At 70.5% G+C, this 22,636-nt stretch carries 14 protein-coding genes; 4 read left to right on the top strand and 10 right to left on the bottom strand.

Annotated features, from left to right (window positions below; translation table 11 throughout):
- Positions 1–2: 2 nt before the first annotated feature.
- The 3 genes from ABZ928_RS45555 to ABZ928_RS45565 form a co-directional block, all read right to left on the bottom strand.
- Positions 3–1,268: an FAD-dependent oxidoreductase gene (locus ABZ928_RS45555; protein WP_361533268.1), complete on the bottom strand. Its 1,266-nt coding sequence runs from the start codon at positions 1,266–1,268 to the stop codon at positions 3–5.
- A 135-nt stretch (positions 1,269–1,403) separates the two neighbouring features.
- A complete protein-coding gene (locus ABZ928_RS45560) occupies positions 1,404–2,645 on the bottom strand; it encodes a deoxyguanosinetriphosphate triphosphohydrolase (RefSeq protein ID WP_361533271.1) in 1,242 nt (413 codons plus the stop codon).
- 74 nt (positions 2,646–2,719) lie between these two features.
- Positions 2,720–3,619 carry a sirohydrochlorin chelatase gene (locus tag ABZ928_RS45565; protein WP_361533274.1) on the bottom strand — a complete coding sequence of 300 codons (900 nt, stop codon included), beginning with the start codon at positions 3,617–3,619 and terminating at the stop codon, positions 2,720–2,722.
- Positions 3,620–3,908: 289 nt separating this feature from the next.
- Here ABZ928_RS45565 and ABZ928_RS45570 point away from each other — a divergent pair, with 289 nt between their 5' ends.
- A complete protein-coding gene (locus tag ABZ928_RS45570) occupies positions 3,909–4,520 on the top strand; it encodes an ElyC/SanA/YdcF family protein (protein ID WP_361533504.1) in 612 nt (203 codons plus the stop codon).
- On the opposite strand, the gene ABZ928_RS45575 is transcribed toward ABZ928_RS45570, so the two are convergent.
- From ABZ928_RS45575 to ABZ928_RS45585, 3 genes are read right to left on the bottom strand one after another with little or no spacing between them, the layout of a single operon-like run.
- The gene (locus tag ABZ928_RS45575; protein ID WP_361533277.1) at positions 4,507–5,277 is read right to left on the bottom strand and encodes an enoyl-CoA hydratase-related protein; all 771 of its coding nucleotides are present in this window, start codon (positions 5,275–5,277) and stop codon (positions 4,507–4,509) included. The two genes, ABZ928_RS45570 and ABZ928_RS45575, sit on opposite strands and share 14 nt — an antisense overlap.
- Positions 5,278–5,298: 21 nt before the next feature.
- Entirely contained in the window at positions 5,299–6,546 is a 1,248-nt protein-coding gene (locus ABZ928_RS45580) for a hypothetical protein (protein WP_361533280.1), read from the bottom strand.
- A complete protein-coding gene (locus ABZ928_RS45585) occupies positions 6,543–8,087 on the bottom strand; it encodes an amino acid adenylation domain-containing protein (RefSeq protein ID WP_361533283.1) in 1,545 nt (514 codons plus the stop codon). Before ABZ928_RS45585 ends, ABZ928_RS45580 begins: the two co-directional genes overlap by 4 nt.
- A 303-nt stretch (positions 8,088–8,390) precedes the next feature.
- Between ABZ928_RS45585 and ABZ928_RS45590 the strand changes: the two genes are divergently transcribed.
- Together ABZ928_RS45590 and ABZ928_RS45595 are read left to right on the top strand one after the other, a co-directional pair.
- Positions 8,391–10,511, top strand: a complete 2,121-nt coding sequence (locus tag ABZ928_RS45590) for a molybdopterin oxidoreductase family protein (protein ID WP_361533286.1) — start codon at positions 8,391–8,393, stop codon at positions 10,509–10,511.
- 24 nt (positions 10,512–10,535) lie between these two features.
- A complete protein-coding gene (locus ABZ928_RS45595) occupies positions 10,536–12,593 on the top strand; it encodes a glycoside hydrolase family 36 protein (RefSeq protein ID WP_361533289.1) in 2,058 nt (685 codons plus the stop codon).
- Positions 12,594–12,604: 11 nt separating this feature from the next.
- On the opposite strand, the gene ABZ928_RS45600 is transcribed toward ABZ928_RS45595, so the two are convergent.
- Positions 12,605–13,546, bottom strand: a complete 942-nt coding sequence (locus tag ABZ928_RS45600; RefSeq protein ID WP_361533292.1) for an intradiol ring-cleavage dioxygenase — start codon at positions 13,544–13,546, stop codon at positions 12,605–12,607.
- Positions 13,547–13,612: 66 nt separating this feature from the next.
- The gene (locus ABZ928_RS45605; RefSeq protein ID WP_361533295.1) at positions 13,613–14,047 is read right to left on the bottom strand and encodes a gamma-glutamylcyclotransferase family protein; all 435 of its coding nucleotides are present in this window, start codon (positions 14,045–14,047) and stop codon (positions 13,613–13,615) included.
- Positions 14,048–14,226: 179 nt separating this feature from the next.
- Between ABZ928_RS45605 and ABZ928_RS45610 the strand changes: the two genes are divergently transcribed.
- Positions 14,227–15,822 (top strand): M4 family metallopeptidase, encoded by a 1,596-nt coding sequence (locus tag ABZ928_RS45610; protein WP_361533298.1) that lies wholly within the window; start codon positions 14,227–14,229, stop codon positions 15,820–15,822.
- Between the two features lie 80 nt (positions 15,823–15,902).
- On the opposite strand, the gene ABZ928_RS45615 is transcribed toward ABZ928_RS45610, so the two are convergent.
- Positions 15,903–16,160: a hypothetical protein gene (locus ABZ928_RS45615; RefSeq protein WP_361533301.1), complete on the bottom strand. Its 258-nt coding sequence runs from the start codon at positions 16,158–16,160 to the stop codon at positions 15,903–15,905.
- The gene (locus ABZ928_RS45620) at positions 16,160–22,576 is read right to left on the bottom strand and encodes an RHS repeat-associated core domain-containing protein (protein WP_361533304.1); all 6,417 of its coding nucleotides are present in this window, start codon (positions 22,574–22,576) and stop codon (positions 16,160–16,162) included. The genes ABZ928_RS45615 and ABZ928_RS45620 overlap by 1 nt, the downstream gene beginning before the upstream one ends.
- Positions 22,577–22,636: the final 60 nt, after the last annotated feature.

Raw genomic sequence — 22,636 nt, forward strand, 5'->3', positions numbered from 1 at the left:
AACTATGAGACGAGGTTTTCGAGCGGAACGTGCGGGTCCGCCAGCGCCTCGGTGTCCACCTGTGTCTTCGAGCGGATCAGCTGCTGTACGGGCTCTGTGACGTCCCACACGTTCACGTTCATCCCGGCCAGCACGCGCCGCTCCTTCACCCAGAACGCGATGAATTCACGCTTCCCCGCGTCCCCGCGAATCACCACTTCGTCGTACGACCCCGGGGGCGCCCACCCGCTGTACTCCATCCCCAAGTCGTACTGGTCGGAGAAGAAATAGGGCACACGGTCGTAGGCGAGGTCGCGGCCGAGCATCGCGCGGGCCGCCGCGGGGCCGCCGTTGAGGGCGTTGGCCCAGTGCTCGACGCGCAGCCGGGTGTCGAAGAGGGCGTGGTGGAAGGAGGCCACGTCGCCGGCGGCGTAGATGTCCGGATCGGAGGTGCGCAGCTGCTGGTCGACGACGATGCCGCCGCCGTACGGGCGCTCGGCGATCTCCAGCCCGGCGGCCTCGGCGAGGGCGATGCGCGGGGCGGCACCGATCGCGGCGAGGACGTCGTGCGCCGGGTGTTCCTCGCCGTCGTCGGTGCGGGCGGCGAGGACCATGCCGTCCTGGCCGACGATCTCGGTGAGCCGGGCGCCGAAGTGGAAGCGGACGCCGCGCTCGCGGTGCAGGTCGGCGAAGAGGCCGCCGAGCTCGGGGCCGAGGACGGAGTGCAGCGGGGTCGGCTCGGGCTCGACGACGGTGACCTCGGCGCCGTACTCCCGGGCCGCCGCGGCGACCTCCAGGCCGATCCAGCCGGCCCCGGCGATCACGATGTGGCCGTTGTCCCTGCCGAGCGCGGCCAGTACGCCCTTCAGCCGTTCCGCGTGGGCGAGGCGGCGCAGGTGGTGGACGCCCGCGAGGCCCGTGCCCGGGATGTCGAGGCGGCGGGGTTCCGCGCCGGTGGCGATGAGGAGCTTGTCGTAGTGGACGAGGGTGCCGTCGTCACCGAAGCGGACGGTCTTGGCCGTGCGGTCGATCGCGTCGACGGTCTGGCCGAGGTGCAGCTCGATGTCGTTGCGCGCGTACCAGGCCGGCTCGTGCACGAAGACGCTGTCGCGTTCCTCCTTGCCGAGGAGATAGCCCTTGGAGAGGGGAGGGCGCTCATACGGGTGATCGCGTTCGTCGCAGATCAGTATCACGCGGCCGGTGAAGCCCTCCGTACGGAGCGTCTCGGCCGCCTTGGCGCCGGCGAGACCGCCTCCGACGATGACGAATGTCTGATCCGCGTCGACCACTTGATGCCTCCTCGTAAGGGTGCCGCCACATGGGAGCGTCCCGCACAGAGCGTGATGGGGGAAGAGGGAGTGGCCCGATCAGGCCACGGAGGGTCACATTCGGGCTCGATTCGCGTCACCCAGGACACATATGTCTCATGAGTGCCCCGTCAGTCGTGCGTGAAGCGATCGCGCCGAGGCGTCCGTGAGGGACGCGATCTGGTCGACGATCACCCGCTTGCGGGCGCGGTCGTCGGGGGCCGCGTCGAAGAGCGCGCGGAACTGGGGCTCCAGACCGTCCGGGGCGCGGACGGTGAGCGCCTCGGCGAGTTCCGCGACGACGATCCGCTGGTCCGCGCGGAGCCGTTCCTGCTCGGCGCGCTGCATGACGTACCGGTCGGCGACGGCCTTCAGGACCGCGCACTCCAGCCGTGTCTCGTGGGGTACGACGAGTTCGGCGGTGTAGCGGGTGAGGCGCCCGGTGCCGTAGCGCGCGCGGGTGGCGCCCTCGGCGGCGAGGCAGAAGCGGCCGATGAGCTGGCTGGTGGCGTCCTTGAGGCGGGCCTGGGCGACGGCGGAACCGTCGTAGCCGTGCGGCCACCAGGGCTGGTCCTGGAGCCGGTCGAGGGCCGCGGCCAGCTCCGCCGGGTCGGTGTCCTCGGGGACGTACCGGCCGAGGGCCACCGCGAAGACCTCCTGGCGTTCGGGTTCCGCGTGCAGGCAGTTGGGGTCGATGTGGCCGGCGTGCAGGCCGTCCTCGACGTCGTGGACGGAGTACGCCACGTCGTCGGACCAGTCCATGACCTGGGCCTCGAAGCACGTGCGCGTGCCGGGGGCGTCCTTGCGGACCCAGTCGAAGACGGGGCGGTCGTCCTCGTACACGCCGAACTTCGGGGACCCGTGCGGTTCGCGGGGCCACGGGTATTTGGTGGCGGCGTCGAGAGTGGCGCGGGTGAGGTTGAGACCCACGGACCCCTCCTCGGTGAACCGCTTGGGCTCGATGCGGGTGAGGAGTCTCAGGGACTGGGCGTTGCCCTCGAAGCCGCCGCAGTCGTCGGCGAATTCGTTGAGGGCCTGCTCGCCGTTGTGGCCGAACGGGGGGTGGCCCATGTCGTGGGAGAGACAGGCCGCTTCCACGAGGTCGGGGTCGCAGCCGAGGGCCGCGCCGAGTTCGCGGCCTACCTGGGCGCACTCCAGGGAGTGCGTGAGACGGGTTCTGGGGCTGGCGTCCCAGGCCTGGCTGCGGGTTCCTGGGGTGACGACCTGGGTTTTTCCCGCGAGGCGTCGCAGGGCTGCTGAGTGGAGGATTCGGGCGCGGTCGCGTTGGAAGGCGGTGCGGCCGGGGCGTTTGTCCGGCTCCGGGGCCCAGCGGTCTGTTGACGACAGGTCGTACGACATGACTCGACAGTACGGGCAGGGACTGACAAACGGGGTGCGCCTACGGGGTGCGCCTGTTCGTCTGCCGAGTGCGGTTATCCGGCGAGTGCGGGTTGTGGGTGGCTGGTCGCGCCGTTCCCCGCGCCCCTGAGGTTGATCATCTGGTCGTACCTGTGCAAGAGCAGGTCTGCCATCGCCTGGTGCGTGCCCAGCGGCGCCGACGCTATCCAGGGTGCCGCCTCCGCGCACTCCGTCGCGAAGCGGCCGGGAGCTGTGAAGTAGGAGGCGATCGCCACCCTGGTGCGGCCGCTCGCCGTCAGGGCGTCGATGGCGTCCTGGACTCTCGGGGCGGCTGTCGTGGCGTAGGCCGGGACCACCGGGACGCCCAGGCGGTCGGAGAGGAGTTGGGCCGTGCGGCCCGTGTCGACCTTGGACTCGGGGTCGCGGGAGCCTGCCGCCGCCAGGATCACGGCGCTCTGTCCGCGCGTCCAGTCGTTCATGCGGGTGCGCCAGCCGGCCTCGACCAGGCGGGCGTGCAGGGCGTCCACCAGGAGGGGGTGGGGGCCGAGCGCGGGGGCCACGCGTGCGCGTACCGCCGTTTCGGCGGCCATCTCGGGGATGTCGCGCTTGACGTGGTAGCCGCGGCTGAGGAGGAGCGGGACGAGGATGGCCTCGCGGTCGCCGAGTCCGGTGAGGGTGTCGGTCAGCAGGGGCTCGTTGAGTTCGATGTGGCCGAGGTGGACCGGGAGGCCGGGGCGCTGGGCGCGGACCTTGTCGAGGAGCGCGCGGACGGTGCTCAGGGCGCGCGGGTCGCGGCTGCCGTGGGCGACCACGACGAGCGCGGGCGGCTCGGGGCGCCGCCTGCCGTCGAGCGACACCAGGCTGAGCTGGCTGGCGAGCTGGCTGCTGATCCGGTTCATGAGGTGCGCCGTACTGTCGAAGTGGACTGCCTTGGACTCGTCGCGTGGAGCTGTCGGATTACTCGACGCCGTCATGGACCGATGGTGGCGGCGGGAGGTTGCCGCCCCATTGCGCGAAGATAACGCTGATTTTCGGCGCGTTCACGATGGGGTGGGAGGGGTCTGTGAGGTGGCGTGACCTGCGGTTTCGGTGGCGGGGGTGAGGCTGGTCACGTGGCTTCGGGCGAACCGTCGGGCTTTGCATCACGTCCCTGACTGTCGAAGGACGACCAGGGAGGACCCGCCCGTGACACCGCGCAGGACGACGTTCAGGCCACGTATCCCCCGCACCCGTACCGGGCAGCGGCGGCTGGTGCAGGCCGTGATGGCGGGGTGCGTGCTCGCCCTGCTTCCGGCGACCTGGATGTACGTCGTGACGGGTGACCGGCTGCGCACGACCGCGGACGTGCCGCGCACCGAGGTCGCCGTCGTCTTCGGTGCCGGGCTGTGGAACGACGAGCCGTCGCCGTATCTCGCCCACCGCCTGGACGCGGCGGCGAAGCTGTACCGCGAGGGGCGGATCGAGGTCGTCCTCGTCACCGGTGACAACAGCCGCGAGGACTATGACGAGCCCGACGCCATGCGGGCCTATCTGACCGAGCGCGGGGTGCCGGACCAGCGGATCGTCAGCGACTACGCCGGGTTCGACACCTGGGACTCCTGTGTCCGGGCCAAGAAGATCTTCGGGGTCGACCGGGCCGTGCTGATCAGCCAGGGGTTCCACATCCGGCGGGCCGTCGCGCTGTGCGAGGAGGCGGGGATCAGCTCGTACGGCGTCGGGGTCGAGGCCAAGCACGACGTGACCTGGTACTACGGCGGTGCGCGGGAGGTCCTCGCGGCGGGCAAGGCGGCGCTGGACGCGGTGTTCGAGCCCGACCCCCGGTTCCTCGGTCCGAAGGAACCGGGGGTGGGTCAGGCGCTCGCTAGCGCCCGGTGAAGCGGGGGGCGCGTTTCTCCAGGAAGGCCGCCATGCCTTCCTTCTGGTCGTGGGTCGCGAACAGGGCGTGGAACACGCGGCGTTCGTAGCGGATGCCGTCGCGCAGGCCCGTCTCCAGGGACTGGTTGACGCACTCGCGGGCGGCTCTGACCGCCGTGCGGCCGTACGAGGCGATGGTCCGTGCCGCCGCCAGGGCCTGCGGGACGACGTGGTCGTCGGGGACGACCCGGGAGACCAGGCCAGCGCTCTCCGCCTCCCTCGCGTCCATCGTGCGGCCGGTGAGGACGAGGTCCATCGCCTTGGCCTTGCCCACGATGCGGGTCAGGCGCTGGGTGCCGCCGATGCCGGGGATCACGCCGAGCTTGATCTCCGGTTGCCCGAAGACCGCCGACTCCCCCGCGATCACCAGGTCGCACATCATCGCCAGTTCGCAACCGCCGCCCAGGGCATGGCCGTTGACGGCGGCGATCTTCGGGGTGCGGAGGTCCGCGAACTCCTCCCAGGCCGCGAAGTAGTCCTCCACGGCCATGTCCACGGCCGTCCGCCCCGCCATCTCCTTGATGTCGGCGCCGGCCGCGAAGACCTTCTCCGAGCCGGTGACCACGAAGCAGCCGACCTCGGGGTCCTCGTCCAACGGGCGGAGGGTGTCCAGGAGTTCGGCGAGGAGTTCGCCGCTGAGGGCGTTGTGGACGTGGGGGCGGTGCAGGCGTACGGCCACGACACGGCCGTAGCGCTCGGTCTTGATGGTGTTGGTCATCTGTCGTCTCCCGTATGAGTGTTACGAGTCCCAGATCGCGCCGTACGCCGGAATCCCCCGCCGCTCCAGGCCCTCCACCACCTGCCAGGTCAGCTTCTTGTTGCTGATGCAGATCACCGCCTCGGCGCCGAAGTCGCGGTACGCGGCGTAGGCGAGGCGCACCATGTCGGGTTTGCCGTCGCGGCCGGTGTCCCAGATCAGGGCGTGCGGCTGGACGGCGAGGATCTCGTCGACGAGGGCGTCGCCGTAGGTGGTGCGGGGGTCGCGGGTGGCCCAGACCAGGCGGGAGGGGACCTCGGCGGCGAGGAGGTGGGGCAGGCAGGGGCCGATGCCGCTGCCGGTCGCCACGTAGATCACCTTCTTGAACAGGGTCTCGATGTTGGCGACCCCGGCCGTGGTGATGCCCTTCACCCAGACGCGGTCGGGGAGGTCGTCTATGAAGGCGCCCGTCCAGTCGCCGGCCCGGGAGATCGTCAGGCGGAAGCCCGGCTCGCCCGGGGCCGGGACGTTGGCGAAGGAGTGCCATTCCTTCAGGGGGCTGCGGCTGACGGCCGTCGAGGAGCCCGCGAACGGGGTCTCGCCGTGATCGAAGCGGGCCAACACCACGTGCGGGGACGGGTTTTCCAGTCGTACGTCCACCTTGCGCAGCCGCAGCCAGGGCAGGGCGACGCTGAAGGTGACGACCGACAGGACCGTCACCTCCACCGGGCCCGGGGCGGAGAGGAGGGTGTGCGTCCAGAAGAGGGCGAGGGCCGTCCAGCCGCCGAAGCGGTGGATCTTCTCGAAGTGGTCGTGGTGGCGGGAGCGGAAGGGGGGCAGGGCGGTGGCGATGATGAGAGCCAGGAGGGACAGGAGGGTCCAACCGACGGTCATTAACGTCCTGTTGGACGTGCTGATCGTCAGGGCCAGGAACCATGCCGTGCCCGCCAGTGCCCCGCCCACGTGCAGGCCGCCGAAGTGGTACACCTTGCCGAGCGTCCAGCGGATCTTCAGCGGCCAGTTCGGCGAGGGCCAAGTGGCCAGGCGGAAGAGGGCGTTGATGACGTACTGCTGGCGGACGAGGATCGCGAGGGCCAGGTTGGCGAGGGCCGCGTGTGCCATCGTGCGCGGTGACGGGGTCCAACTCGCGTACAGGTAGCCGATGTTGACCAGAAGCACCAGGGCCGCCAGGCGGTTGTAGTGCATAAGTCGCGGGTGCTTCAGGAGGCGGCGGGCTCGGGAGGTGAGCGGGGGCAGGTCGGTGGACCGGCGTTCCAGTGAGGTCGTCATCGGGACACCACCGTGCGCTCCTCCGCGAGCCGCAGCAGGGCGGCCTTGTCGATCTTTCCCCGGTCGGTCTCCGGTAGGTGTGTCAGGGGCATGACACTCTCGGGCACGCAGTAGTACGGCAGCGCCTCCGCGACCGCGCGCCGGGCCGTGTCGGGGTCCACGTCGGCCGGGGTGACGAAAGAGACCAGGGTGCGGGCGTCCTGTTTCAGGGTCACCGCGCGGCGGCAGCCCTCGACCGACTCCAGGACCGAGGAGACGGAGTCGAGTTCGACGCGGAAGCCGCGGACCTTGACCTGGTCGTCGGTGCGGCCGAGGTGTTCGAGCTCGCCGTCGGGGGCCCAACGGCCGAGGTCGCGGGTGCGGAACATGCGGTGGCCGGCGCCGAGGAAGGGGTCGGGGGCGTAGCGCTCCGCGTTGAGGCGGTCGTTGTCCAGGTAGCCCGCCGAGACGCAGTCGCCGCCCGCCCACATCTCGCCGACCTCGCCGATGGGGAGCGGGCGGAGGTCGGCGTCGAGGACGTAGACCGTGTTGTTGGGGGTGGGGCGGCCGATGGTGAGCGACTCCGATGCGGGGTCGTGGCGGCTCATCGTGTTCACGATGGTCGTCTCCGTCGGGCCGCAGCAGTTGTAGAAGGTGGCCTGGCGGGCCCAGCGGTCGGCCAGGGGGCGGGGGCAGGGCTCCCCCGCGACCGCGACCGTGCGGACGCGCGGGCAGACCGCCGGGTCGATGCCCGACAGGACGGTCGGGGTGGCGACGATGACGTCCGCCGTGCGGGCCGCCGCCGTGATGTCCTTGCCGCGGATGACGAGGGTGCCGCCGTGGGCGAGGCAGCCGAGGATCTCCCAGGCGGCCATGTCGAAGGCGATGTTGAGGAGCTGGGCCACTCGGTCGCCGGGGCGGATGCCGAGGTCGCCGGGGGCGGTGAGGAGGATGTTGGCGACGTTGCGGTGGGTGACCTTGACGCCGTTGGGGCGCCCTGTGGTGCCGGAGGTGAAGAGGACGTAGCAGCCGTCGTCGGGGCGGACCGGGATGTCCTGTCCGGCCCGTGGGTCCGTGCGCGGGGCCGGGATGTACGGCAGTGGCTCGTCGAGGGCGATCAGGTGGTGGCCCGGCGGGAGGGGGACGCGGTGGGCGTGCTCGGCGACCGTGATCACGACCCGGGTGCGGGCGGTGCGGATGACATGGGCGAGCTGGGCGGCGGGGGCCAGGCCGATGTCCTGGGGGACGTAGGCGGCGCCCGCCTTCAGGATGCCGAGCAGGCCGATGAGCATCGGGACCGAGCGGCGGACGAAGAGGCCCACGTGGTCGCCGGGGCGTACGCCCTCGCGGAGCAGACGGGCGGCGAGGGCGTCGGCGTACCGGTCGAGCTCGCCGTAGGTGATCCGGGCGCCGAGGTGTTCGGCGGCGACGGCGTGCGGGGTGGCCGCGGCCCGCCGGGCGACGGCGTGGTGGATCAGCGGGTCCGGGACGGGGACGGCGGGGCCGTGGCCGTACTGCCGGAAGAGGTGCTGGTCGCGGGGGCTCAGATGGCGCAGGGGCATGCTGGGGGAACCTCCTGGCTGGCTTTTCGCGAGTGGGGAATGCCTGGCGCCAAGCTGGATCCGCGCTCGACTGTAGCCCCGGTTTTTCAACTCTCAACAAGGCGTGACCGGCCATCGAAGGAACGGAACGCGCCACATGTGACGTCTTTCATCACACCGGCAACTCACGCACCGGCCGGCGGCGACTCATCGGTGGGGAGCTGCGCGCCTCACCGCGCCCGGGGTGCGGCGGGGAGGTCGCCGTGCCGCCCGTGTAACAGGGAGCCGCCGCGCACGTAACACGGCGGAAGCACGCTGAGGAGCATGCAGAACTCCGCGACGCCCACCCACTGCCCCTACTGCGCCCTGCAGTGCGGGATGAATCTCACGCCCGTCCCGGACGGGGGCGTGGAGGTCACCGAGCGCGCGGACTTCCCGGTGAACCGGGGGGCGCTGTGCGGCAAGGGCCGGACAGCGCCCCAGGTGCTCTCGTCCCGGGTGCGCCTGACCTCCCCGTTGGTGCGGCACGAGGGCAAGCTGGTGCCCGCCGGCTGGGACGAGGCGCTGGACCGGATCGCCGGGGAACTGCGGCGTACGCGTGCGGAGCATGGTCCGGACGCGTGCGGGGTGTTCGGCGGGGGCGGCCTGACGAACGAGAAGGCGTACGCGCTGGGCAAGTTCGCCCGGGTCGTCCTCGGCACCTCGCAGATCGACTACAACGGCCGCTTCTGCATGTCCTCGGCGGCGGCGGGCGGGATCAAGGCGTTCGGGCTCGACCGGGGGCTGCCGTTCCCGCTGGAGGACATCCCGAAGACGGGCTGTGTGATCCTTGTCGGCTCCAACCTCGCCGAGACCATGCCGCCCTCGCTGCGCTTCTTCAGCGAGCTGCGCGAGAACGGAGGCAAGCTGATCGTCGTCGACCCGCGCCGCACGAAGACCGCCGAACAGGCCGACCTGCATCTGATGCCCCGCCCGGGCACGGATCTGGCGCTGGCGCTCGGTCTGCTGCACCTCGTCGTCGCCGACGGGCTGGTCGACGAGGAGTACGTCCGTGAGCGCACGGCCGGCTGGGAGGACGCGCGGGCCGCCGTCATGGCGCACTGGCCGGAGTACGTGGAGCGGATCACCGGGGTGCCGGTGCCGCAACTCCGGGAGACGGTACGGATGTTCTGCGAGCCGGAGTCCGCGATGGTGCTGACCGCGCGCGGGCCCGAGCAGCAGAGCAAGGGCACGGACACCGTGGGCGCGTGGATCAACCTGTGCCTGGCGACCGGGCGGGCGGGGAAGCCGCTGAGCGGATACGGCTGCCTCACCGGGCAGGGCAACGGGCAGGGCGGGCGCGAACACGGCCAGAAGGCCGACCAGTTGCCCGGCTACCGCAAGCTGGACGACCCGGCCGCGCGGCGGCATGTGGCCGAGGTGTGGGGCGTCGACCCGGACAGCCTCCCCGGGCCCGGCCGCAGTGCGTACGAGTTGCTGGACGCCCTCGGTGCCGACATCAGGTCGCTGCTGCTGATGGGCTCCAACCCGGTGGTGTCGGCGCCGCGCGCCGCGCATATCGAGGAGCGCATCAAGTCCCTTGATTTCCTTGCCGTCTGTGACGTCGTACTGTCGGAGACGGCGGAGCTCGCGGATGTCGTCCTGCCGGTCACCCAGTGGGCCGAGGAGACGGGGACCACGACCAGCCTGGAGGGGCGGGTGCTGCTGCGGCGCCGGGCGATCACCCCGCCCGAGGGGGTCCGCAGCGACCTGGAGGTCATGCACGAACTGGCCGGCCGGCTCGGCGTGGAGAAGGGCTTCCCGACGGACCCCGAGGAGGTCTTCGAGGAGCTGCGGCGGGCGAGCGCGGGCGGTCCGGCGGACTACTCGGGGATCACCTACCGTCGACTGGCCGAGGAGAACGGGGTGTTCTGGCCGTGCCCCACGGCCGACGCCGACGCCGACTCCGACATGGACTCCGACGCCGATGCGGAGGCGGGGCACCCCGGGACTCCCCGTCTCTTCCTCGACCGCTTCGCCACCCCCGACGGCCGCGCCCGCTTCGTCCCCGTCTCCCACCGGGCCTCGGCGGAGGAGCCGGACGACGAGTACCCGGTGCTGCTCACGACCGGCCGGGTCGTCGCCCAGTACCAGTCCGGCGCCCAGACCCGCCGCGTCGACGAGCTCAACGCCGCCGCGCCCGGCCCGTTCGTCGAGCTGCACCCGAGGCTGGCGGCGCGACTGGGCGCGGCCGAGGGCGACCCGGTGGCGGTCGTGTCCCGGCGGGGGCGGGCCGTGGCACCGGCCCGGATCACCACCGGGATCCGTCCCGACACCGTCTTCATGCCCTTCCACTGGCCGGGCGAGGGGCGCGCGAACACCCTCACCAACCCGGCGCTGGACCCGACTTCACGGATGCCGGAGTTCAAGGCGTGCGCGGTACGGCTGGAGGCGGTGAAGTCGTAGCCGCGCCGCCGTACGCTGGCCGCGATGACAAGGGACTTCGGCTACCGTTGGGGCCACTCCGCGCTCACCGTCGACTTCGACCTGGGCGGTGACTCGCCCCGCATGCTGGGCATGGCCCGCCCCGACGATCCCGAACCACCGCCGGGCACCCTCCCGTTGGTCGACCTGACGCTGCTCGGGGCGGGTACGGGATGGTCGGGTCCGCGCTTCCGGGGTACGGCGCTCGGACCGCGCCTGCGCTATCGGGCGCACCACGCCACGTACGGCGACGGCTGGCACCATCTGAGCGTCGAACTCCACGATCCGGCGGGCGGGTTGACCGCCTTCGCCGAGTACGCGTCGCCGGACGGGGTGGCGGTGCTGCGGTCCCGGGTGCGGTTGCGGAACGACGGTTCCCGGGAGCTGACCGTGCGCTCCGTCGGCAGCCTGCTCCTCGCCGGGCTGCCCTCCCCCGACGTACTGGACGTCCATCGGGCGCGCAACGACTGGCTGGCGGAGGGCCGTTGGTACGGGGAGGCGCTGCGTGACTCCGTGCCGGACATCGGGCGGGACGTCCATGAGCACGACGCGCGGGCGGCGCTGCGGCTGGTGGGGCGCGGGAGTTGGCCGACGGACGGGCATCTGGCCATGGGCGCGCTGGAGGACCGTACCGACGGGCGCTGCTGGCTGTGGCAGGCCGAGTCGGCGGCCGGGTGGGTGTGGGACGCGGGCGAGGCACCGGCCCGGCAGACATATCTCGGGGTGGGCGGGCCGACGTACGACGACCACGGGTGGCGCCAAGTGCTGGCGCCGGGCGCGGAGTTCCTCTCCGAGTACGCGGCCGTGGCGCTCGGGGACGGTTTCGACGGGGCGCTGGCCGCGCTGACGTCGTACCGCCGGCTGGTACGGCGTCCGCACCCGGACCATGAGCGGCTGCCGGTCGTGTTCAACGACTACATGAACACGCTGATGGGCGACCCGACGACCGAGAAGCTGCTGCCGCTGATCGACGCGGCGGCCCGGGCGGGCGCGGAGTACTTCTGTGTGGACGCCGGGTGGTACGACGACACGGCGGACGGGGGCTGGTGGGACAGTGTCGGTGCCTGGCGGCCGTCCGCGCGGCGGTTTCCCGGGGACGGCGGTATCGGGGTGGTCCTGGAGCGGATCCGGGAGCGCGGGATGGTGCCGGGGCTGTGGCTGGAGCCCGAGGTGGTCGGGGTGCGCAGCCCGGTCGCCGTGGAGCTGCCCGACGCGGCGTTCCTGCGACACGACGACGGCAGCCGGGTCACCGAACAGGGGCGGCATCAGCTGGACTTGACGCATCCGGCGGCGCGGGCGCACCTCGACAAGACGGTCGACCGGATCGTCGGCGAGTGGGGTGTCGGCTATCTGAAGCTGGACTACAACATCACGACGTCGGCGCCGGGGCTGCTGGAGCACACGCGGGCGTGGCGGGCGTGGGTGGCGGCGGTCCTCGACCGTTATCCGTCCCTCGTGATCGAGAACTGCGCCTCGGGCGGGATGCGGATGGACGGGGCCTCGCTGTCCGTCACCCAGCTCCAGTCGACCTCCGACCAGCAGGATCCGGTCCGTTATCCGCCGATCGCGGCCGCCGCGCCGACGGTGGTGCCGCCGGAGCAGGGGGCGGTGTGGGCGTATCCGCAACCGTCCTACGCGGACGCGGAGATCGGCTTCACACTGGGGACCGCGCTGCTCGGCCGGGTGCATCTCTCCGGACACTTGGATGAGATGTCGGAACGTCAACTCGGCCTGGTGCGGGACGCGGTGGCGACGTACAAGGCGATCCGCGCGGAGCTGCGGACGGCGGTGCCGTTCTGGCCGCTGGGGCTGCCCGGTTGGGCGGACGAGTGGGTCGCGCTGGGGTTGCGGACGCCGGTGGAGGGGGCTACGTATGTGTCGGTGTGGCGCCGGGGCGGGGTGGGTGAACTGACCTTGCCCGTACGCCACTTGGCGGGGGCCGAGGGCGTACGGGCGGAGGTGCTGCATGCCGCCGGGGGTGCGATGGCGGAGTGGGACGCGACCGGCGGGCTGCGGGTGCGGCTGGACTCGACGCCGGGGATGGTGCTGGTGCGGCTCGCCTAGGCCGCCGGCGCTTACGAGGCCGACGCGCTCGGCTGTCCGCTCGGCGGCTCCGGCGGGGCGCTGCCGTCGCCGCCGGGCGGCGGGCTGCCGCCGTCTCCGCTGCCCGCGCCGGTGTTCTCCTTGTCGGGGTCGATGCCGACGGTCAGCGTGCCCGTGAACCCCTTGTCCACGGAGCCGGTGAGGGTCATGAGCCCGTCCTTGGCGCCGCCGCCCGCGTACACCATGTCGTCGTCGAGCTTCGTGACCGTGCCCGTGTGCCGGCTGTACGGCTCCGTCTTGTAGACCTCGGTACCGTACTTGTCGTCGAAGAAGAGCTGGCCGGTCCAGTTGACCTTGCCGCCCTCGTAGGTGTCGTCGGCCTTCTTGCCGCCGGTGTGCACCTTGACGTGGATGTGGGTGGCGCGCGGGGTGTACCAGCCGGGGAAGATCGTCGTGAAGGTGACGACTCCCTTGCCGTCGGTGGTCTGGTAGCCGCGCAGATACGTCTTGTCGTCGGCGCCGCTGGTGTCCTCGCTCTCGGCGGGGGCCGAGCCGCCGGGGTTGGCGGTGGTGTAACCCGAGTAGTAGCCCCAGGCGTCGCAGTGCCAGATCTCGACGGCGGCGTCCTTGACGGGGGTGCAGCCGTCGGTCTGGTCGAGGACGGTCAGCTTCACCGTGAGGGGGACGCCCTCCTTGCCGTCGGTGATGTTCTTCCGGAAGAGGGCGCCGTCGAGGTAGTACGGGCCCTCGGTGACGCTGCCGTTGAGGACGCACAGGTCGGAGGAGGCACCGGCGGACGCGGACCCCGACGCGGCGGCCGAGGCCGCGCCGGACGCGGCCGCCTGGGTGTCGGTGTCGTCGTCGGAGGAGCACGAGGTGACGCCGAAGCCCACGGCGGCACCGGCGGCGACGCCGCTCAGCGCGAGGGCGCGGCGTCGGGTGATGTCACTGTCTGTGTCTTTCTTGCCGTTCATGGCGGGAGGGTAGGCAGCCGTGGTGCGGTGGACGGGGGTGCCGCACGGGCCCGTAGCCCACACGGCTCAGCCGCCGAAGGCGCCTCGGTCGTGGAGCAGCCAGTCGCCGCCCCTGATCAGCCGTCCGTGGGTGCGGAGTTCGGTGGCGACGGTGGGGGCGGCGAGGTACACCCAGGCCGGTACGAGGGTGCCGTCGGGCTGGCGGGCGACGTCGCGCCGGACCCGTTCGTAGAGGTTGCGGGGGTCGCCGGGGGCGTAGTCCTCCAGGCGGTCGAGGGCGGCGAGGAGGGCGTCGTACGCGTCGGGGAGGGCGGTGACGAGTTCGCCGTGTACCGGGCCCGCGCCGGGGGCCTCGACGGCGTAGGGGTAGCCGGGGCCGTCGTAGAGCGCTGCGCCGTCGAGGCGTGCGGGCTCCTCGGTGCTCGTGCGGCCGCGGAGGAAGGCGTCGTGGTTGGGCTCTCCGGGGCGGAGGGTGCCGTAGACGAAGAACGGGAGTCTCACAGAAACGATTCTCACTCCTCACACACCGGCTCCGTACGTGCACAGACGCCCTATGGACATGACATGTCATGGCCCCTTAAATCTCAGGCAGCACGCGCGCTCCTCGCAGTTCCCCCCACGCGCCTGAAGGCGCCTTCCCAAGGAGACAGATGCGCCGGATACGTCCTGTTCGCACTGGTATGGCCGTCACTGCGGCGGCTCTCGTCGCCGCCGCACTCACCCCGACCGCCGACGCGGCCGACCGACCGACCCGGGCCACCGCGATCGACAACGCGGCGGACGTACTCGTGGCGCGGGCCGCGAAGCTGGGGCTCACCTCCGCGCAGGGCACGAAGGTGCGGGACGTGGTGGTCGACAAGGACGGTGCGCAGCACGTCCGTTACGACCGCACGTATCGCGGACTCCCTGTGCTGGGCGGGGACTTCGTCGTCCACCTCGCCTCCGACGGTTCCTACCGGAGCGCCTCCCGGGCCACCCGGCAAGCCATCTCCCTGTCGTCGGTCACCCCCGCGCTGACCGCCCCCAAGGCCGCCGACCTCGCCGCGAACGCGCTGCGCGCCGTCAACCTCGGCGAGACCCTGAGAAAGCTGACGGCCAAGCCGAAGCTCGTCGTCGACGCCCTGCACGGCGCGCCGAAGCTGGTCTGGCAGACGGACGTCGTCGCGCAGGACTCCTCGGGCAACCCCGTCGGGCGGACCGTGCTCACCGACGCGGGCACCGGGGCGCAGATCGACGCCTGGGACACGATCGAGACGGCTACGGGTGACGGCAAGTCGCTGTACGGCGGGACGGTTCCGCTGGAGACGACCCTGTCGGGATCGACGTACCAGCTCAAGGACGCGACGCGCGGGAACACTTACACGGGTGACGCGGCGAACAAGACCGACCTGTGCATCCTCGGCATCTGCATCAGCCGCGCACCCTCCACGGTCTTCACGGACACCGACAACCACTGGGGCACGGGGGCGACTTCGGACCGTGCGACGGCCGCCGTGGACGCGCAGTACGGCACGGACGTCACCTGGGACTACTACAAGAACGTGCACGGGCGCAGCGGCATCGCGGGCGACGGCAAGGGGTCCTACAACCGCGTCCACTACGGCAACAGCTACAACAACGCCTTCTGGGACGACAGTTGCTTCTGCATGACGTACGGCGACGGCGACGGCACCCAGCTCGGTCCACTGGTCTCGCTGGACGTGGCGGGGCACGAGATGTCGCACGGCGTGACCTCGAAGACGGCCGCGCTGACGTACTCCGGTGAGTCGGGCGGGCTCAACGAGGCGACCTCCGACATCTTCGGAACCCTGGTCGAGTTCTACGCGGCGAACGCCTCCGACGCCGGTGACTACCTCATCGGCGAGAAGATCGTGCGGTCCGGGTTCGGACGGGACGCCCTGCGCTACATGGACAAGCCGTCCAAGGACGGCAACTCCGCGGACTACTGGAGCAGTTCGGTCGGCAACCTCGACGTCCACTACTCCTCCGGCGTCGCGAACCACTTCGCCTACCTCCTCGCCGAGGGCAGCGGCGCCAAGACCATCAACGGCGTCAGCTACGACTCCCCCACGTACAACGGCTCCACGGTCACCGGGATCGGGCGGGCCAAGCTCGGGGCGATCTGGTACCGGGCGCTGACGGTCTACATGACGTCCTCGACGAATTACGCGGGGGCGCGTACGGCGACGCTGAACGCGGCGAGGGATCTGTACGGGGCGGGGAGTGCGGAGTACGGGGCGGTGGGGGCGGCTTGGAGTGCGGTGAATGTGAACTGACGTGGGCGGTGCGGTGAGCTGAGGTGACGTGAGGTGCGGCGGCGGGCCCGGTGGGGCTCCGCCGCCGCATTGTCCCTGTCTCACTCGTAGACGCGAGCCGCCATCACCATGTCGCCGATGAATTTCCAGCTCGGCGATTCCGGCACTTCCTGCCCGTTGTTGCGGAACCATCCGGGGCAGTCGTTCAGCCAGGCGGCCCAGGCCTCCAGGAAGGCGGGCAGGGAGTCGTTCTCCCAGTTCTCGGGATGCGCAGCGAGGTCCTCCGCGGCCAGTTGCAGGAAGGCCACCAGGTCGTCTCTGGTGCGCAGTTCACGCACCTTGTCCGCCAGCCGTGCCACTACTTGCCCCTCACTACGATCGAAGTGCCGTCATTCTTCGTGGTGAATTTCCACGACTGGTTCTCCACCTCGGCAGCCGTGGCCCGCTGGAACCGGATATCGACACCGGCCTGTTGGAACACATAGAGCCTGCGGTTGTCGAGGGTGTACTTCTTTCCGTCTCTTTCGAAGATTTTGATGGGCGGAATGTCACCGGCGTTGGTGCGCCCGAACTTCAGGTCGTCGATCACCTCGGCGACCGACCTTCCGTCGCTGAATTTCGCGCCGATACTATCCTGCGTGAATCGCACGGCCTTCGGGGAGATCGTCCCGGCCGCCGGCAGACCGCCCAGCGGTCCTGGCTTCGGCGGACCCGGCTTGCCCTTGGGACCGGAACCGCCCTTGCCGAGCGGGCCGATGAAGGAACCGGCCGCCGCGCCGACCCCGGCCGAATTGGCGTCGGGGTTGAACCCGTGCTCCTTGCCCCAGGCCCGGTACTTGTCGGCGAGGCACTGGTCCTCCACGATGCACGCGGGTGTGAAGAAGATGCTGGCGACGTCGATGACACTGGCGACGGGCAGGCCGATACCGTAGAGGGCGTTGGCCAGTGGACCCTTCTGGTTGCTGGCCGCCCAGTTCCGCACCTCCGGATCGTTGGCCCAGGCAGGATCGAAGTAGGGCCCGGGCGTGGCCAGGTCGGTGTCCCCGAACAGGCCACCGGAGCTGAGGACGGACGCGGTGCCGCTCTTGGTCGCCCTGGCCGGGTCGGCGAGTCCGGTCGTGGCGTCGTACCCGACGGACTTCTGGACCTTCTTGGAGCAGTTGGCCAGGGAGTACTGGCAGGAGTTGGGCCTCGACCCGATTTCGAGGCCGGTCGGGTCGGACAGGGTGACCGGGGTGTTGTTGGCGTAGCTGTAGCCGTTGAGGGACTGGTGCTGGTCGAGGGTGAGCTTCGGGTCGACGCTGATGAACCGGCCGATCGACGCGTCGTACTCGCGGGCCCCGATGTGGGTGAGCCCGGTGGCGTCATCGGCCGTCATGCCGAGGAAGGCCTTGTCGTCCGTCCAGGTGCCGGTGCCGCCCTGGCGGGTCTCCCCGAAGGGGGTGAAGTACCGCTTGGTGACGGCGAGATCGGCGGCGGCGAGCGCGAGGGTGGAGGTGCCGTGTGTGTCACCGGCGAGGAAGGACAGCTTCTCGGTGCCGGACTCATTGGTGCGGACGGCGATGGTGGTGCCGGACGCCGTGTAGTAGCGCTGGCCCCAGATGTCGCCGGTGGCCGCGTTGTAGTGGACCTCGGTGGCGCCGAGGTGGAGGACGCTCTCGCCGGTCGGGTTCCGGCGCTCCAGCAGGTTGCCGTCCGCGTCGTACAGGTACCCGGTCGCGGTCCCGGCCTCGGTGAGCGTGCCGAGCTTGCCCTCGCTGTTCCAGGTCAGGGTCTGGGTGGCGGTGCCGTCGGGACGGGTGGTGGTGTTGCCGGTGTCGTCGTAGACGTACTCGTCCGAGGCGCTCGCGCAGGTGCCGCCGGTGATGGTGGCGAGCAGGGCGTGCGGGCGGTCGGCGTCGTAGCAGTACGTCTGGGCCGTCGACGTCGTCGCGGTCCGCTCGGTCTCCGACTGGCGCAGTCCGGCGTCGTCGTAGGTGTACGACGTCCAGTACGGGGAGGCGCCGTCGAGGTTGGCGGTGGTGCGGCCGGAGGTGGCGCAGTCGGCGGTCTTCGGGGTCCAGGCCTCGGTCAGCCGCTGGTAACCGTCGTAGGCGAAGCACTGGTGGTCGGCCTCGGTGGTGCCGCCCAGCAGGGTCGGGTCGGAGACGGACAGGACGTTGCCGGCGTCGTCGTAGCCGTACTGGAGGTCCTGGAGCATGTAGGAGTGTGCCGTGTCCGTGACATGGGACTCGGTGAGCCGGTTGGTGCCCTCCTCCCAGGTGTTGGTGACATACGCCTTCGGGGTGTTGGCGGCGGCCGACGCGCCGAGGGTGAGCTGTTCGGTCTGGCCGAGCGCGGAGTAGGAGGCGCCGAGCAGGTAACCCGACGTGCCGGAGACGGTCTTGGGCAGGGCCGAGTCGGTATAGGTGGTGGAGACGTACTCGTCGTCCAGACCGCCCGCGGCCGGCTCGTAGCTGGAGGCCACCGAGCCGTCGACGTTGTAGTCCGTCTTGAAGGTCAGCGTGGCGGACGGGACCGCGCCCGAGGTGACGAAGGCATCGTCGGAAGGCAGGCCGAACGTCGACTCGGTGACCTGGTAGAGGCTGTCGTAGGAGACGACCGCGTCGGTGTAGGCGTCCCCGCCGGTGCCGCCCACATAGCGGGTCGTCGAGTCCAACTGGCCCTTGGCCAGGGTGTCGTAGGCGTACGCGGTCAGCTTGTTCGCGTCCGTCTTCGACGTCTGCCACACCCCGGTCGTACGGCCGATCTTGTCGTAGGCGTAGATCAGCTTCTCGTCGGCCGCGTCGGTCGTGGTCTCGATCTGGTCGAGGGACGTGTAGGTGGTGTCGGTGGTGCCGGTGTCGGGGTCGGTCGCCGAGGTCTGCCGGCCGAACAGGTCGTAGCCGTACGACCATTGCTCGCCGTCCGGACCGGTGACGGTCTTCTGCTGACCGTCCCGCGTGTACGTGTACTTCGTCGACGTGTAGGTGCCGGCCGCCGGCGAGACGCCCGAGTACTCCCGGCGCTCGGTGATCCGCCCCTGCCCGTCGGTGATCACCCGGGTCGCCGAACCGCCCTCGACGGCCGAAGTGGCGGTCGAGTCACCGGTGTACGTCGTGGACGTCGACCACTGTTCGACCCCGCCGATCAGGAAACTGGCCTTCGTCGCCCGTCCGGCACCGTCGTACACGGTCTCGGTCTGGCTGGGCGCCTCACCGTACTCGGCGCGGGTGTAGGTGCCGTTGGGCTCGCTGGTGGTGTCGTAGATGTCGGCGAACGTCTCGTACGCCAACCCCCGTGTGTCATAACGGGTGTCGGTGAGCAGGCGGCCGTCGGTGGCCGCCGGGGACTGGACCTGGAGCTGACGCAGGAGCGCGTCGTAGATCGTGTAGGTGGTGTCGTACGACGTTCCGTCCGCTTTGAGCGTCGAGGTCGACGTCCAGGACTGCTCGTCCTTGCTGACGTGGTAGGCGAACGTCGTGTTGGCGCTCTGAGCGTCCTTGGAACGGTTGGGCAGCCACACGGCGGTGAGCCGGCCGAGCGCGTCGTACGTCAGCTCGGTCTTCTTCAGATTGACGTCGTAGATCTTGACCGGCTGGCCGGTGGTCGGATCCGTGTAGGTGTAGGCCGAGTGCCCGGCGGCGTTGGTGACCTTGGTGCGGGTCAGCGGGCCGGCGGCCGTGGGGGTGTACGCGGTGGTCGTGGTGTTGCCCGCCGCGTCGGTGGACGTCAGAACCCGGCCGAGCGCGTCGTACGTCGACTTGGCCGTCGTCTGCCAACCGCTCGGGTTCCGCTCGCCGCTGGTGGCGGTCGCCGGGTAGCCGGTCGCCCGGCCCGTCCAGGACACCTCGCCCTTGGTCGGGGTCTGGGAGGCGGTCCAGGCGGTGGCGGAGGTGCTGTCGTAGACGACCGCGGTGTCGGCGAGCACGTCACCGCGGCTGTCGCTGTTCGTGGGCAGGGACAGGTCCGTCTCGGCGGCCGAGCAGACCCGGCCCACCGTACGGGTGCGGGAGGCAAGGGAGTTGATGCCGAGCGCGTCGTTGCGCGCGTACCAGGTGCGGGTGCACGTCTGGTCGTCGTCGACGGCCGTGTCCCCGTTGTTCTGGACGGTCGTCGCCATGCCGTAGTCGTCGTACGTCGTCTCGGTGGCGGACGTGCGCCAAGTGGCCGTGTCGGTGAGGTAGGTGTGGGTGGCGGTCTGAGCGGTGCGGACGTAGTAGGACTCGATGTCCGCGTAACTCTTGTGCTGGGTCGCCGTCTTGGACTTCCACGGGGTGTTCACCGCGACCGAGACCGGGGTCGAGCCGTTGTAGGTGATCTGCTCGCGCAGGAACCCGGAATAGGGGTCGGAGTCGGTGATGTCCGGGACCGTGAGTCCGGTGAGCTCGATGCCGCCCTCGGTCACCGAGCGGGTGCCCGAGTCCGTCTTGTCGCCGTCCATGCCCTGGAGGTAGAGCGACACCGTCTTGGACTGCGTGACATCGGACGCGCCCGTGTACGCGGTGACCTTGCGGTAACCGCGCCACTGTGACCAGGTGCGTTCGTCGGACGGGGTGAAGGGGTCGTCGTTGTGGTGCCAGGCGGGGTCCGCGTAGGTGTAGGAGTACTCGACCGCCTCGTTCTGCCCGGTCGGGTCGGCCGTGGTGACCGCGGTGACCCGGTACTTGTGGAACCAGTCGATCGACGCGTCCGCCGCGCCGTTGATGTTCCAGTAAGTCGGGTAGCAGGACAGGCTGTTGTCGTCCTCGGCGGCCGGCATGTTCGAACCGCGCACGCACTCGGGCTCGGAGATCGTCACGTCCGTGATCGCGCCGGTCTCGGAGGTGATCGTCTCGATGCGCGGCCGGGTCAGCGGCAGGATGTCGTCGGTGGCGTCGACCCGGTTCTCCCGCATCTGATACGTGAAGGTCACCGGGTCCAGGGAGACATCGTCACCGTTCCTGCCCGTGTAGGCCACGGACTTGAGGACCAAGGTCTGGTCGGAGGTGTCCCCGATGTCCCCGCCGTCCAGGAACTCCTGCGTCAGCTTCCAGGAGTCGACGGCCGTGTACGCGCTGCTCGACGCCGACCACGAGTAGGTGTCGACGGACGTGAGGCGCTTGCGGGTGAAGAACGCGGGGGACGCGTTCTCCTCGCAGTCGGCGTCCGCCGCGCAGATCGCGTCGAACGGGACGTCCGGCCAGTTGTCGGAGGTGGCGTCGGTGAGCGACGAGCAGTCGTCGGCGGTGCAGCGCTCGCTGTAGTCGAAGGTGACCTTGCCGGAGGCGTCGGCGGTGAAGAGGGTGTCGGAGCGCTGCCCGTAGAGGATCTTCGTGAGGTAGCCGCCACGGGTGTAGCCGGCCGTCGCGGTGTCGGCGCCGTTCTTGGCGTAGGAGTTGGACTCCTTGGTGTACCAGTACGACATCGCGTTGCCGTGCGTGTCCTCGACATAGTCGAGGTTCCAGCGCCAGGCCTGCGTGCAGTACGCGGACGCGAACGTCGCGTCGTAGCAGGGCTCACCGGAGTCGTCGCCGAACACCGGGACCGTCCACACCGAGTTGGTGCGCTCGTCGCCCGCGCCGGACAGCTTGTTGAGGCCGAAGACGTACTTGGTGCCGTCGCCGGTCACCACGGTCCAGTACTCGCCGTTGTTGTCGCCGTTGTCGGCGTCCGTGGAGTGCGTGACCGTCGAGGCGTCGTCGTCCTTGAGCCGCCACTCACCGGTCGTGTCGTCCTTGACCAGCTCCGACGACTTGCCGTTCAGGACGAGGGAGGCGTTGTCGTACTTCCAGCACTGGTCGTACTTGTCGTCGTGCCCGTCGTCGTCGCAGCTGCCGTAGCTGCGGTCGATGTAGGAGGACGTCAGGTCGAAGCCCTCGCCGATCTGCGTGGCCTGGTTGTTCGTGGACGCCGTCTTGCCGTCCACGCTGCCCGAGTCGTACGACAGCGTCAGACCGGGCTCGGGACCGGCGGCGGCCGGCGGTACCGCCATGTCGTAGGACCAGGTGAAGGAGCCGGAGGAGCCGCCCGCCGACCAGGTCGAGGAGGGCGAGAGCGGGGTCGCGGTGTAGTCACCGGAGCCGGACGCGGACTCGCCGGAGGCCGCCGTCACGGCCAGGACCGTCGCGGAGGCGGTGCTCGCCTCACGGACCAGCTGGGTGGAGACCCCGGAGTCACCGCCGGTCAGATCGACGGTCGCCGAGAGCTCCTGCGCCTTGATGTCGTTGGCCGAGTCGAGCGGGGTCTGCTCTCGGCACTTCGCCTTCTCCGGTGTCGTCAGCGCACATGCCGGGAGCTCGACCAGACGCAGGCGGCCGGACCAGCCACCGCCGTACGCGGAGGCGAACTCGCCGTAGTCGAGGGAGAGTTGCGCTTTGCCGTCACCGGAGACCGACAGCAGGACACCGGAGACCCCGGCCGCCTCGGTCGCCTCGCGGGACAGGACCTCGACGGTGGCGGAACCGCTCCCCGCCTCGACCGTCACCGGCAGACCACCCGGCTCGGCCTCGACCGCCTTGCCGGTCGAGAGGTCGAGCGCGGCCTCGCCCGCCTTCGGCCATGTCGCGTTCTGCTCGGCGCGCGCACGCTTCGCCTGCGCCTGGTTCTCCGCCTTGGCGTCGGCGACCTTCGCCCGCGCCTTCTTCGCGCCGAGGCCCTTGACCTCGTAGACCTCGCTGACCCGCTCCTTCTGGGTCGCGAGCCGGCCCAACGGATCCGCGTCCGCCGCGAAAGCCACCGGTGTCAGCAGCGAGGCCATCAAGGCCCCGGTGACGCCCAGCAGTCCGGTCCGCCGCCATCTGAGTGATGTGCGCATGCCATATCTCACGTCGTAGCCCCGTCGTGTCACGTGAAAGAGATCAAGGAAGTGCCGCGC

This window comes from Streptomyces sp. NPDC046909, from assembly GCF_040644695.1.
Classification (GTDB): Bacteria; Actinomycetota; Actinomycetes; order Streptomycetales; family Streptomycetaceae; genus Streptomyces.

Excerpts from the sequence above, each read along its gene's own strand:
- ABZ928_RS45575 (WP_361533277.1), bottom strand. The coding sequence starts at position 5,277 with ATGACCAACACCATCAAGACCGAGCGCTACGGCCGTGTCGTGGCCGTA.
- ABZ928_RS45600 (WP_361533292.1), bottom strand. The coding sequence starts at position 13,546 with ATGAACGGCAAGAAAGACACAGACAGTGACATCACCCGACGCCGCGCC.
- ABZ928_RS45565 (WP_361533274.1), bottom strand. The coding sequence starts at position 3,619 with ATGACGGCGTCGAGTAATCCGACAGCTCCACGCGACGAGTCCAAGGCA.
- ABZ928_RS45590 (WP_361533286.1), top strand. The coding sequence starts at position 8,391 with ATGCAGAACTCCGCGACGCCCACCCACTGCCCCTACTGCGCCCTGCAG.
- ABZ928_RS45560 (WP_361533271.1), bottom strand. The coding sequence starts at position 2,645 with ATGTCGTACGACCTGTCGTCAACAGACCGCTGGGCCCCGGAGCCGGAC.
- ABZ928_RS45585 (WP_361533283.1), bottom strand. The coding sequence starts at position 8,087 with ATGCCCCTGCGCCATCTGAGCCCCCGCGACCAGCACCTCTTCCGGCAG.
- ABZ928_RS45595 (WP_361533289.1), top strand. The coding sequence starts at position 10,536 with ATGACAAGGGACTTCGGCTACCGTTGGGGCCACTCCGCGCTCACCGTC.
- ABZ928_RS45610 (WP_361533298.1), top strand. The coding sequence starts at position 14,227 with ATGGCCGTCACTGCGGCGGCTCTCGTCGCCGCCGCACTCACCCCGACC.
- ABZ928_RS45580 (WP_361533280.1), bottom strand. The coding sequence starts at position 6,546 with ATGACGACCTCACTGGAACGCCGGTCCACCGACCTGCCCCCGCTCACC.
- ABZ928_RS45570 (WP_361533504.1), top strand. The coding sequence starts at position 3,909 with ATGGCGGGGTGCGTGCTCGCCCTGCTTCCGGCGACCTGGATGTACGTC.
- ABZ928_RS45620 (WP_361533304.1), bottom strand. The coding sequence starts at position 22,576 with ATGCGCACATCACTCAGATGGCGGCGGACCGGACTGCTGGGCGTCACC.